This window comes from Lyngbya aestuarii BL J, assembly GCF_000478195.2.
Taxonomy (GTDB): Bacteria; Cyanobacteriota; Cyanobacteriia; order Cyanobacteriales; family Microcoleaceae; genus Capilliphycus; species Capilliphycus aestuarii.
In genome coordinates this window covers 52666-65098 of record NZ_AUZM01000021.1, presented here as the reverse complement: position 1 = coordinate 65098, position 12433 = coordinate 52666, and the positions used below count along the sequence as shown (strand labels likewise).

The window sequence follows — 12433 nt, the reverse complement described above, 5'->3', positions numbered from 1 at the left end:
AAACCCCGCAGCTTCAACGGCTGCATTGATCGAGGTTCCCGGATTAAAACTATAGTATTAAATGACTAATCTAAACGAGGATGGCGGTTGGTTGTTTGACCATCATTGAGATCCGGTGCATCATAGATACCAAACTCATTGATACTACAATCGCGCATAATCGATTCAGCTTGATCTAATTGATCGCCAGTCCCACTGACCATTAACAAATAATCACCCGCTTTAACACGATTTTCATAAACTTTGGCCCGCTCTTCGGGAATTCCCATTCCGGTTAATGCTCCTACCAGTCCGCCGCCTAAAGCACCAATACCGGCGCCGGCTGCGGTGGTTCCTAATGCAGATAATTCTCCGGCGATCAGTGCAGGACCTACTCCCGGAATTGCCAGGGTACCCAAACCAACGAGTAAACCTGTAATACCGCCTAAAACGGTACCGGTTACCGCACCAATTCCCGCACCTTCAGATGCTTCGTTTCCTTCTCCATGATCTTTAATTTCGTCGGCGCCTTTAACGTCATCAATATTGCGAGCAATTAAAGAAACTCGATCCATATCGTAGTTAGAATCTTTAAATTTGCGAATTGCTTTTTCAATATCATGGCGATCGTGGAAAACACCTACGGCGCGTCTATAAAGTCCGGTACGTTCTCTTGTAACTGTCATTCGTTAACCTCATAAATTTACATTCTTATTATTACTATCCCTCAATTTATTTATTTTTACATCCCTCTTGGGTAACAGTTATTGTCAAGAGTAATCTATAAAAAGGAATAAAATTTTTTCAGACACTTCTCTCTAAAGAGGGTAGATTTAGGTAAAATTTTAGGAAGCAATTATTGACAGCTTCGTTGTCTCTTTTGGAAATCAAACGGTAAAGTTTTGTTAACTTAATTCTAAATGTAGTAATGATCAACTTGTCCGATCACTATTGAGAATTTTGAATTCTCAATTCTGTTGATCAACAGGGTTAGCAAATTTTCTCCTAGTACAACCGACTTCCCTCCTCAAAGCCTGCTAGTCTCCAGAACAAACATTGCCAACCTCAACCCACAGAGGCATTTATGCGGCTGCATCAAGTATCATGTTGGGATTGAAATAAAATGTTACTTTCAGAGTTCCAGGGGAGAAATACCGTTGCTGGCTGCAATTGGTCTATCTTCGCCTGATCTTTACCCTTGGCGACTTGCTCAAATCTGATGAGATGTGATCCCACAGTGATACTCTAGATAGAAGAATTCAGATCATTAATATAAAGTAAAGTGAAGTTGAAATGAGTGAATCGACCCAAATTCCCTATCTGTTGCGGGCGGCGCGTGGAGAACAGTTAGACCGCCCTCCCGTGTGGATGATGCGACAGGCGGGTCGCTATATGAAAGCCTATCGAGACTTGCGCGACCAATACCCCTCTTTTCGCGATCGCTCTGAGAAAACTGATATCGCTGTTGAAATTTCTCTGCAACCTTATCGCGCCTTTAAGCCCGATGGCGTGATTTTGTTCTCTGATATTCTCACTCCTCTACCGGGAATGGGGATTAATTTCGATATTGTTGAAAGCAAAGGGCCGATTATCGATCCGCCAATTCGTAGTCTGTCTCAAATTGAACAAGTTTATCCTCTCGAACCTGAAGAATCTCTGCCGTTTATTCGAGAGATTTTACAAACTTTACGCCAAGAAGTTGGTAATAACGCTGCGGTTTTAGGGTTTGTTGGCGCACCCTGGACGTTAGCCGCTTATGCGATCGAAGGAAAAAGTTCTAAGGATTATCGCATTATCAAAAGTATGGCATTTTCTGAACCGGAAATGCTGCATCAATTCCTCGGAAAACTGGCAGATTCGATTGCAACTTATGTTCGCTATCAAATTGATTGTGGCGCTCAAATTGTGCAGATGTTTGACTCTTGGGCCGGTCAATTAGCACCCCAAGATTACGAAACGTTTGCGTTACCTTATCAAAAACGAGTGGTTGATTTGGTCAAACAAACGCATCCAGATACGCCATTGATTCTTTATATTAACGGTAGTTCTGGAATATTAGAACGGATGTCAAAATCCGGCGTTGATATGATTAGTGTAGACTGGACTGTGGATATGGCGGAAGCCAGAAGTCGCATTGGTCATGATCTTGGAGTTCAAGGAAATATTGATCCTTGTGTTTTATTTGGGTCAAAACAACTGATTCGCGATCGCATTTTAGAAACGATTCAAAAAGCTGGAAATCGGGGTCATATCCTCAATCTCGGACATGGCGTTCTCCAAAAAACACCCGAAGAAAATGTGGCTTATTTCTTTGAAACTGCAAAACAAGCAGATCAATTGTTAGCGGTTTCTGTCTAATGTTGAATCTAATTTGGAAAGATTCTAGATGAAGAATGACGGATAGCTTTTTCAGATTATCAATAAAATCTATCCGTTGTTTCTCTCCGCTATGCTTATGACCAAACGAATTTTAATCACTGGGGTGAGTGGCTGTATTGGTCACTATATTGCTGAAATTCTGATTCAACAAACGGATTATGAACTGTATTTTTTAGTTCGCAACCCGGATAAGTTGGGGTTTGATTATCAAGCCCGTTCAGGTATTTTTCTGATCAAGGCTGATTTACGAGATATTGAACAATATAGGGAACTTTTACCCACGATTAATATTGCAATTTTAGCGGCGACTTCTTGGGGCGGACTTGAAGAAGTTTTTGCAGTTAATGTTAAGAGTACCCTAAACTTAATTAAACATCTTAACCCTGAAGTTTGTGAACAAATTCTCTACTTTTCAACCGCAAGTGTTTTAGGTCGAGATAATCAAATGTTAAAAGAAGCGGGAGAAATTGGAACTGATTATATTCGCTCAAAATATGAATGTTTGCATCAACTTCTAGACCTTGAACAAACCTTACCCCGTTTAAGAATTTTATTCCCAACCTTGGTATTAGGCGGAGATACAAATAAACCCTATTCTCATCTCACTTCGGGTTTACCGGATGTCATCAAACAGCTTAATTTCATTCGCTGGCTAAAAGCCGATGCAAGTTTTCACTTTATTCACGGAGAAGATATTGCCAAAGTCGTTTATTATCTAGTTAACCATCCACCTAATTCATTATCCACTGAACATATTATTCTCGGAAATCCAGCCATTACTGTTAATCAAGCAGTTGAAGAAATTTGTCATTTTTATCATAAAAAAATCTATTTTCGTATTAATTTATCTTCAACACTTACTAATATTATCATTAAAGTTTTTAAAATTCAGATCGCAGATTGGGATAGATTTTGTATCAGCTATCGTCATTTTACCTACCAAAACCCAATTAATCCTTCTGTTTTTAACGTTAAACCCTCTTATCCAACCCTCACAGCAATTTTAAAACAAAATTCTAAACAATAAACAAGTCAAAAGTAAGTAAACTAACCCCGAAAATATAGTTACTAATCTGGTATCACTCCCCAAATGATCATTGACTTAAAGATATTAACTCTTTGGCAAATTCGGCATCTCTGCTAATTTCTTCTCCCAAAATAATGCCTTGCCCATTTGTGGATTGAGCTGATAACCACTGAATCCGAATGCCTTGTAGGCTGACTGGGCAATATGATTGCCTTCTAGTACCTCTAGTGTAAGTTTGCAGCAGCCTAAGTCGAAGGCAATATCTTCGGCTTTCTGTAGAAGCAGTTTGGACAAACCTCTTTGACGATAGGGAAAAGCAACCATCAGATCGTGGATATTCAGTAATGGCTTGCACGCAAATGTAGAAAATCCTTCTAAGCAGACCACAAGACCTGCGGGTTTAGCATCGATAAAGGCAAGAATAACATGAGCTGATTTTCTTTTGGCAAGTTCTGCTGGAAGATTTGCCTTAACCTCCTTAGACAGACCTTGACCACCACCCATTGGATCAAGCGCATACGCATCCATTAATTCAATCATAGCCTCTGCATGAGCAGGCACATTTAGATCCGCTTCAAAAATGTCAATCATCTCTTGATTTTTAACCTTTAAATTAATGAGTATCACAGTACCTATCATCCGTATTTATTAAAACTATATTCTATTGTAAGGACTTTTTAAACGGCTTTTTGTACAAGCCATTCCATAACTTCTTGTGCATTTTTGTCGGGTGGGAAAACGGGATAAAAGACTTTAACAATTTTTCCATTATCTGCAATTAGGGTGAGTCGCTTAATTAATCGTTTTCCCTCTACTTCAAAGGTGGGTAATTTTAATGAGTTTGTCAGTATAAAATCTGCATCGCTGAGAAGTTCAAAGGGCAAGTGCAGTCGTTCAACTGCTTCTTGTTGGGATGATGAGTCTTGTGTACTCAGTCCGTATACCTGAACTCCCAGAGTTTGTAATTCAGCATGATAATCCCGAAAAGCACAAGATTGCCAAGTACAACCCGCAGCACCAGGTATCTGTTCCCATCCATCGGGTATGGGTACGTTAGGTTGTTTCGTCATGGGATAACAGTAAAGAACAACCTTTCCAAAAAGAGTTGATAAGTCTAATTGATTACCGCCAGTAGAAGTGAGTGTTAATTGAGGTAATCTTTCACCCAACAGGTGATTACACGCCCCGTCATCTTGGGGAATTGGTAATTTTGATAAATCAGGTAAATATTCCATCTCCAACTCCCTGCTCTAACCAGTAACTTAAGCGCTCTAACTTATAATTTTAGATGAACTGTTATGTAGCATGATTAACTACGTTAATTAAACAGTTTTAAAGGTCATGGTACACATTCATCAAACAGGATTCGCATAGGCTATGAGCATTTCATTATGAATTTAACCCAATTTTAACAGAAATTTAATTTGGAGTTGTTATGCTCATCCTGTGTTGCTTTATAAAATTTTAGTGCTTCCATGTGGGTTTTAAATCGCCTGTTAAAGATTACTTTTCTCACTCTAGTCAACTGTTACTTCTTGAGTTCTATTGCTGTTGCTCAAGTTGATGAACGTCATTTCACGATTAACGCTAACACTCCTTCCTACAACGTGTTAGTACAAAAAGCAGAAACTCTAGCCAAACAATCTATCAAACAAGCCTTTCAAGAAAACTCTACTTTGGAATCTGTAACAATTATGATTCTCGGTGAACGAGGAGGTCAAACCGTACCGATTTTAAGGGCTAGAGTCACTCGCAGTCAATGGCAAGCTAATAGCGATATTTCCGAGTTGACAAGATACTTCCCTCCTTCAGAGTCTCTCCTGGGTTACAACGAACCAACTTCAACCCAGTCAGCTTCTCCTTCAGCTTCAGGTTCAAGAACCCGTCCTCAACCCAACACGCAACAAACTCGTTCTCAACCGTCAACTTCCCCAGTTCCACCTTCTCCACCGACTCAGACAACATCTCAATCTACTTCTCCCCAAACTCAACCCAATGATAGCGAATCCCCCAATATTATTCGACTCGAACCCCGTTCAACACCTCGTCGTAACCCGCAAGCAAATGATCCCGGCTTTCGAGATGATTAGAGCATAGACAGCGAAATTTTGCTAGAAATAGAGCTTAAAAATTCAAGATTATAGGTAAATAAATTTAACTTTGTTGAGATGACTTAACCTTTTATTTACCAGGATTTAACTATTTTTTAGTTAATGCTTTTTTAAACGAATCTTAAATATCTAGGAATAAGATGTTAGAGGTTTACGTGCGAGTTGAATGAATCAATAAAACTGAGTAACGGATGCAATCTTGGATTCTCAACCTAGCAATCAATAGGGCAACCTCTATATATCCTTCATAACCTTGGGAATCCATTCCGGAAAACATGAGTTTTTTTTGAGTCACTTCAACTCGCCATGAGAGTAGAAACCAGTCATCTACCCTCTCTACAGCAACAGAGAGAAAAGAGAGTTAAATTTCAATGTCTAAATTCACTCGTCGGCAATTCCTCGTTTTCTTTGGGAGCAGCGCAGCAGCAGCGACATTAACTCCTAAAATCGAATCGGGCTTGTTCGGTACAAACGGTAGTATTGCTCAAGCTCAAGCTTCCTCCTCCTTTACACCAGTCAAGCTACCCCATCCCCTGAACGCATACACTCAAATGGCGAGTGCAGTTCCGACAGGTGGAAATGGGAGTACCACTCCGACTGGAATGGGAATGCTTTCCCCCGGACAAGATCTGAACTTATCAGCCTACGAAGTCTTTGATGATGTCGTCGTTCCGCCAGAGTTTGAACGCTATGTGATCATCAGTTGGGGCGATCGCGTTTTCCCAGACTCCAACGATTACTTCGGTTACAACAACGATTACACAAGCTTCATTCCCACCAGTTCAGACTTCTCTGAAGGTTTCCTGTGGGTTAACCACGAATATGTTTCCTATCCGATTTCACCCGTAGCTCCGGGGACTGATGAAGATTTAGCCGCATTCGGTTCAACGGCTCCAGTTGTACTAGGCTTAGATTTATCCACTCGGGACCGAGCAACTTTGGGTGAATTCCTCTATAACTTGGGCGGATCGATTGTCTTTATGAGAAAAGGGGCAGATGGTCGTTTTACGGTAGAGTCTAGAAATCCTTTCAACCGACGTATTCACGGGCTTTCAGGCTTAGGAATCAACGCCGAACGCACGGATGGTTATCAAAATGTAACCGCTTGGGGAAATCGCCAAGGAGACACTAACTTCTTAGTGGGAACTGGGCCTGCCGCAGCAGATGTTTTCCCTATCAGTTCCGATGGTTTAGGAAACCGGATTATCGGGACGGCTTATAACTGTTCGGGGGGTACAACGCCCTGGGGAACGATTATGACCGCAGAAGAAAACTTCCAGGGTTCAGAAGACTTCTTTGTAGGCGTTCAAGAAGAGGTTTTCCCCAACGGTACACAAACCGAATACATTGAAGGTACAACGGGGGCTGAATTTGGTTTAGTCGGTGAGAAGTATGGTTGGATGGTGGAAGTCGCCCCGGCAGATCCGAATTTCCGTCCCCGCAAACACACCTCTTTAGGCCGCTTCCGTCACGAAAATATTGCTTTTCGCATTGAACCGGGTCGTCCAGCAGTTGGATATATGGGAGATGACCGTCGGGGTGGACATACTTGGAAGTTTATCAGTTCTGGTGTCGTTGAGTCTCCGACTGCTGCCGTTAACAGTTCCTTATTTGATATCGGAACGCTCTATGTTGCCAAGCTGGATGCCGATGGTACTGGAGAATGGATTCCCCTAACCTTGCAAACTCGCACAAATCCTAATGTTCCCAGTGAAATTGCCTCCGTTGAGTTGCAGTTCCGTGGAGAAGCTCAACGAGATGGTCGAGTTCGTTTACCGAAACGGGCGGGAATTGCCGGAGAAACTGAAGATGGCGGTTCTTTGATTGTTGACCTCACCAATGAAGCCACAGCATTACCCGACTATCGAAGCAAGACTTTAGCCGATTTCTACACCTCTCAAGGGGCTGTTTTAGTTGATGCTTTCCTAGCTGCTAATTTAGTGGGAGGAACGCCAACTGCTCGCCCAGAAGATGTGGATATCAATCCGATGACTGGGGAAGTCTTCGTTGCCTACACTGACGGGGAACCAGGTGGTGATGGTTATCCAGACTCTCGTATTTTTATCGTCAGTAAGTATTTATCTGACATCACAGCCCCTCAAACTTCTGGTGGTTTGTACAAAATTGTTGAAGATGGCAATGATCCTGCATCCCGGACGTTTACCTGGCAAAACGTAGCTAAAGGGGGCGAAGGTGGAGCATTAAGTGGTGCGGGTTATGCCAACGTTGATAACCTGGAGTTTGACACCCTGGGTAATGTTTGGGGCGTAACCGATATGTCTACCAGTCGTCACAATGGGTTTACAACGGGAGCAAATCCTGAAGCACGAGAAATCGACCATACGACAACCGGATCTGCGAGTAACTTGTCAGGGGTATTTGGCAATAACTGGCTGTTTGTCATTCCGATGAGTGGTGCAATGGCAGGTGAAGTGATTCCCTTTGCCTACGGCCCAGTCCGGTGTGAAATGACGGGGCCATACTTTATTCGTAATGCAGCCGGACAGGATGATACTTTACTTCTGGCGGTTCAGCATCCGGGCGAAAGCGTTCCCCTCGGTGATGGTGTGAAACTGGCTCGTTCTATTCCGATGTTGAGTTTAGATGGAACTCTATTCAACCAAGAGCGGTTAGTCCCTCGGGGGAGTAATTGGCCAAGTAATATTCAGGGCGACCCAAACGGCCCACCTAAACCTGCGGTGATTGGAGTTCGTCGGGTTAATGGTGGTGCATTTATTTAATTAATTTCTGTCTTTTTTAACAATATAGGGGTACTGTATTTGTACCCCTAATTGAGCATTGAGAATTGAGTTTTAGAATGAGAAATCCCTCTCTCTTACTAATAGATTTGAGAGAGGTTAACTGTTCTGTAACTATAACTTTAATAATCGTTTTCCATGAACGATGGCCGCCACCGTCACAGTCTCATCCTTAACTTGATATAAAATTCGATAGCTATAAGCAGGTTGCTCTCGAATAGTTTCATCACCAAACTCTTGAATGATATTGCCCGATAGTGGACAATCACTCAACTCACGAGTTGCCTCAATGATGCGTTGCACAACTGCCGCTGCGTAAGAGACAGAATCTCTGGCAATATAGGCAGCAATGGCATCAATATCATCTAAGGCTTTTGGCGACCAAACTACTTGATAATCCATTTACTCAGTAAACCTTCTGCTTCATCTTGTGTCATTTTTCGCGCTGTATCCAAAACAGCAATTCCATGCCGAAATTTTTCAATTACATAGAGGTGATATTGGACATCTTCCAGGGAACAGTCATCGGGTAAATGCTTCAACAAAGACTCTATTTCTTTCTTGGTTGCACTCATATTAGTTTGTTTTAATTAAATTCGTCTAAGTCTATTATACCCGATCCCCTTAACTTCACGATGCACAATACAGTCCTTTAAATGCAATGTTCCAGCGATTGTTATCCCCAAAAATTGTAATATTACCTTACAAATTTATAGTCATGGGGAACTTGATATTCCTCAAATGATACTGCACCCCTAATGAACTAGAGAGTTCGGCTGCAATTCTCGATTTAGAAGGTAGTCCATGCAGGAGGTCGTTGACTGAGTAGTTTTCCCCAGAGGGAGATACTAGCATCAGCAACTGCCATCACTTGCAAATCGATGATATCAAATTTATCCCGATTGGTCAGCATTTTTTAAGGTCTTTTTTTTCCCATTTAGAAGTCTTCAAAATTAGCGATCGCATTTTGTATCCGTTGACAAACCTCATCCACCGCGAGTGTCCCCAATTCACCCGAGGCGCGGGTTCTAATACTCAGACTATTGGCCTCAACCTCTTTTGCTCCGATAATCGCCATGACTGGGATTTTTTCCTTTTCTGCATTGCGAATTTGTTTTCCTAACCGTTCCCGGCTTCTATCAACCTCAGCACGAATATCGAGCGATCGCATTTTCTCTACAACCTCTTGGGTATAAGGTAAAAACTCATCACTGACTGCTAATAACCGCACTTGTACCGGAGCCAACCACAGGGGAAAATCTCCCGCGTATTGTTCGATCAAAATCCCGATCAAGCGTTCGAGAGAACCAAAAGGCGCTCGGTGAATCATCACGGGACGTTGACGAGTTCCATCTTCAGCTACATATTCTAAATCAAACCGTTCCGGCAAATTATAATCGACCTGTACTGTTCCAAGTTGCCATTCTCGATCAAGGACATCCTGAAAGATAAAATCCAGTTTCGGGCCATAAAATGCCGCTTCTCCTATTCCGAGAAAATGATCCATCTCCAGGGTTTCTACCGCTTTTGTGATGGCTGATTCGGCTTTGTTCCAAACCTCATCAGAACCGATATATTTGTCGGACTCGGGATCACGGAAACTCAGTCGCGCTTTAAAGTTACTCAGTTTTAATTTGCCAAAAACAGACAAGATCAGATCGACAACATTTAAGAATTCACTTTCTAGCTGTTCGGGAGTCACAAATAAATGAGAATCATCGACTGTGAACCCACGAACCCGAGTTAATCCTCCTAATTCTCCTGACTGTTCATAACGGTAGACTGTCCCAAATTCAGCCAGTCGGATCGGAAGTTCTCGGTAAGAGCGTAATTCACTCTTGTAGATTTGGATATGAAACGGACAGTTCATCGGTTTGAGAACAAACCCTTGTTCTAACTTGGCAGCTTCCTCATCTTCTGCCATCATCGGAAACATATCTTCACGATATTGTTGCCAATGTCCCGATGCTTTAAACAAATCAATTCGGCCAATATGGGGCGTAACGACGGGTAGATATCCCCGCTTAAGCTGTTCTTTTCTGAGGAAATCTTCTAATACCGTTCGTAGAATTGTTCCTTTGGGAGTCCACAACGGCAAACCTGGCCCGACGACATCGGCAAAAATAAATAATCCTAACTCTTTACCGAGTTTCCGGTGATCGCGTTTTAAGGCTTCTTCCTTGCGGCGTTTGTATTCAGCCAGTTGTTCGGGAGTTTCCCAAGCTGTCCCGTAAATTCGTTGGAGTTGGGCTTTGGTTTCATCCCCTCGCCAATAAGCCCCGGCTAAACTTTCGAGTGCAATCGCTTTGGGATGAATCTCTGCGGTATTTTCTACGTGAGGGCCAGCACACAAATCCCACCACTGGTCGCCGAGGTAATAAATGGTAATGGGATCTTCTAAACCCTCTAAAATCTCTAGTTTGTAAGGTTCTCCGAGTTCTTCAATTCGACGTTTGGCTTCTTCACGGGAGAGTTCTTCGCGGACTACAGGTAGTTTGCGCTTGATGATCTTTGCCATTTCTTTTTGAATGGCTTTGAGATCTTTCTCGGTAAATGGTTCTGGACTGTCAAAATCGTAATAGAAGCCATTTTCTATCCAAGGGCCGATCGTTACCTGAGCCTTGGGAAAGAGCTTCTGAACTGCCATCGCCATGATATGAGACGCGGTGTGGCGAATCTTTTTTAGGGTTTCAGATTCGCTCGTTTTCGGTAAATGGATTTTTTCGGGCTGTTCGGGAGAAGCGTTTGACTCTGCGGTAGCCATCGATCACTGGAGTATATTGTTGACAAATTGTAGCTTGGGTGGCTCTAGGTTTGGGTTTTAGAGAGAGCCATCCAACTCTACCGATTCACTGGTTTTTGACAGGTACAATTTTCTTTTATCCTACCATTCTTGCTCACAATCGACAGATAGACGCTTGCACTCAACCCCAGATAGACGCTTGACTTGTGATCCCGACTCCTGGAAAAAAGTCGGTATTATGAAAGATTTCTTAAAAAAAATGTTACAAAACTTAAAGAGTGTTAAGATTAGATGTTAGTAAGTCGCAGAACAACGATTCATGCTCAGTCCCAACCTACCTGAACCCGAACTCCTCAAAACAATACTGCAACCTCTGTTAGAAGATTTTCAATACTGGTTTGAGCGTTCACGGAATCTGCTGGAAACAGAGGAGATTTCATTTTTGAGTGAAAAACAGCAAATCGATTTGCTAGAGCGGGTGAAACACGCTCAACAAGAAGTAACAACGGCTAAAGTCTTGTTTCAGGCCACCGATGGTCAAGTCGGCGTGGAAATGACCGTGTTAATGCCTTGGCATAAACTTCTGACAGAATGCTGGCAGATTTCTACTCGTTTTCGCTTAGAACAGTCTAAAGGCGTGGAAAGTTAGGAATTAAGAGGGAGAAAATTGTCGAATTAGCAATTTTGGAGACATGAACTCAAAGTCATTGAAGTGAGTAGTTAGCTGTTTGACTAGGTTCGGGGTTGTACGTGATCTAAATAGTCTTCTGACTGGATCTGTAGAGTATAGATATTATTACTCAGTCCCGGTCTGTGAGGGTAAGAGTATGTCAAAATCTATATAGTGCCGATTTAAGTTGACGACCGTTAAGCCGATTGTGATTTACTGATTATTCATTTTAAAAATCTTTGTTACTTCCACTAGCAGACTCATAAATTCAAAGGAGAATTACGATGTTACATTTGATCTACATCCTTGCTTTTACAATTCTTGCATTTCTGGCTGTGCGTAATTTGATTCACAGTTTGATCGTTGTGGGTATGGAATCTCAGCGACCTCCCATGCCTCGAAATACCTATCGCGACTCATCGGGTATCTTGAGAAATGCTGACCATCCTGAACTCCTCGATGATTCCGGTAATATGGTTAGAGAGCCGTTACTGGTGATGCGTTCTTTCTCAATGCAAGATGCTCGTACTCAACTCGATAGTTTGTATCAATCTTCCCCGAATGCAAGCGAAGAAGCACCAGAGGAAAAGTCATAGAAATCAATACTTGATCCAGTTGAAGTCTTTATAGAGTTGTTTTTGGCATCGTTGATATTTAACCCTTGTTAGTGTTCTTAACTTGTTAAAAAAATATTAAAACAATCTTCCACACAGCAACACCCAACAAGAGACGCAACCAAGAACAATCTATATCCGGCGAATCCAC

13 protein-coding genes are annotated in these 12433 nt (G+C 42.2%); 6 read left to right on the top strand and 7 right to left on the bottom strand.

Translation table 11 applies throughout. The features are described 5' to 3' along the window. Positions 1 to 65 precede the first annotated feature (65 nt). A complete protein-coding gene (locus M595_RS11235; protein WP_023066343.1) occupies positions 66 to 665 on the bottom strand; it encodes a glycine zipper family protein in 600 nt (199 codons plus the stop codon). A gap of 607 nt (positions 666 to 1272) precedes the next feature. Here M595_RS11235 and hemE point away from each other — a divergent pair. Next, positions 1273 to 2337, top strand: coding sequence for a uroporphyrinogen decarboxylase (gene hemE / locus M595_RS11230; protein ID WP_023066287.1), 1065 nt, complete (start codon positions 1273 to 1275; stop codon positions 2335 to 2337). A 91-nt stretch (positions 2338 to 2428) separates the two neighbouring features. Beyond that, positions 2429 to 3385, top strand: a complete 957-nt coding sequence (locus M595_RS11225) for an NAD-dependent epimerase/dehydratase family protein (RefSeq protein ID WP_203419061.1) — start codon at positions 2429 to 2431, stop codon at positions 3383 to 3385. Positions 3386 to 3469: 84 nt separating this feature from the next. Here the strand turns inward: M595_RS11225 and M595_RS11220 are convergent, their stop codons facing one another. Together M595_RS11220 and M595_RS11215 are read right to left on the bottom strand one after the other, a co-directional pair. After that, positions 3470 to 4024, bottom strand: a complete 555-nt coding sequence (locus M595_RS11220; RefSeq protein ID WP_238987061.1) for a GNAT family N-acetyltransferase — start codon at positions 4022 to 4024, stop codon at positions 3470 to 3472. Between the two features lie 38 nt (positions 4025 to 4062). Next, positions 4063 to 4620, bottom strand: a complete 558-nt coding sequence (locus M595_RS11215) for a peroxiredoxin (RefSeq protein ID WP_023066337.1) — start codon at positions 4618 to 4620, stop codon at positions 4063 to 4065. A 240-nt stretch (positions 4621 to 4860) separates the two neighbouring features. Between M595_RS11215 and M595_RS11210 the strand changes: the two genes are divergently transcribed. Then, on the top strand, positions 4861 to 5475 hold the full coding sequence (locus M595_RS11210; RefSeq protein WP_023066294.1) for a hypothetical protein: 615 nt from the start codon (positions 4861 to 4863) through the stop codon (positions 5473 to 5475). 392 nt (positions 5476 to 5867) lie between these two features. Further along, positions 5868 to 8237 (top strand): PhoX family protein, encoded by a 2370-nt coding sequence (locus M595_RS11205; protein ID WP_023066323.1) that lies wholly within the window; start codon positions 5868 to 5870, stop codon positions 8235 to 8237. A gap of 132 nt (positions 8238 to 8369) precedes the next feature. Here the strand turns inward: M595_RS11205 and M595_RS11200 are convergent, their stop codons facing one another. The 4 genes from M595_RS11200 to thrS all read right to left on the bottom strand — a co-directional run bounded on the left by M595_RS11200 (position 8370) and on the right by thrS (position 11019). Beyond that, complete coding sequence (locus M595_RS11200; RefSeq protein ID WP_009783000.1) at positions 8370 to 8657, bottom strand: type II toxin-antitoxin system RelE/ParE family toxin; 288 nt, start codon at positions 8655 to 8657, stop codon at positions 8370 to 8372. Continuing rightward, complete coding sequence (locus M595_RS11195) at positions 8642 to 8830, bottom strand: hypothetical protein (RefSeq protein WP_009783001.1); 189 nt, start codon at positions 8828 to 8830, stop codon at positions 8642 to 8644. Before M595_RS11195 ends, M595_RS11200 begins: the two co-directional genes overlap by 16 nt. A 215-nt stretch (positions 8831 to 9045) precedes the next feature. Continuing rightward, entirely contained in the window at positions 9046 to 9168 is a 123-nt protein-coding gene (locus tag M595_RS32705; RefSeq protein WP_023066302.1) for a hypothetical protein, read from the bottom strand. Positions 9169 to 9192: 24 nt separating this feature from the next. Beyond that, positions 9193 to 11019, bottom strand: coding sequence for a threonine--tRNA ligase (gene thrS, locus M595_RS11190; RefSeq protein WP_023066338.1), 1827 nt, complete (start codon positions 11017 to 11019; stop codon positions 9193 to 9195). A gap of 298 nt (positions 11020 to 11317) precedes the next feature. On the opposite strand from thrS, the gene M595_RS11185 reads away from it, so the two are divergent. Together M595_RS11185 and M595_RS11180 are read left to right on the top strand one after the other, a co-directional pair. Further along, the gene (locus tag M595_RS11185) at positions 11318 to 11647 is read left to right on the top strand and encodes a DUF2605 domain-containing protein (protein WP_023066309.1); all 330 of its coding nucleotides are present in this window, start codon (positions 11318 to 11320) and stop codon (positions 11645 to 11647) included. Positions 11648 to 11952: 305 nt separating this feature from the next. Then, positions 11953 to 12264, top strand: a complete 312-nt coding sequence (locus M595_RS11180; protein WP_009783004.1) for a DUF2973 domain-containing protein — start codon at positions 11953 to 11955, stop codon at positions 12262 to 12264. Positions 12265 to 12433: the final 169 nt, after the last annotated feature.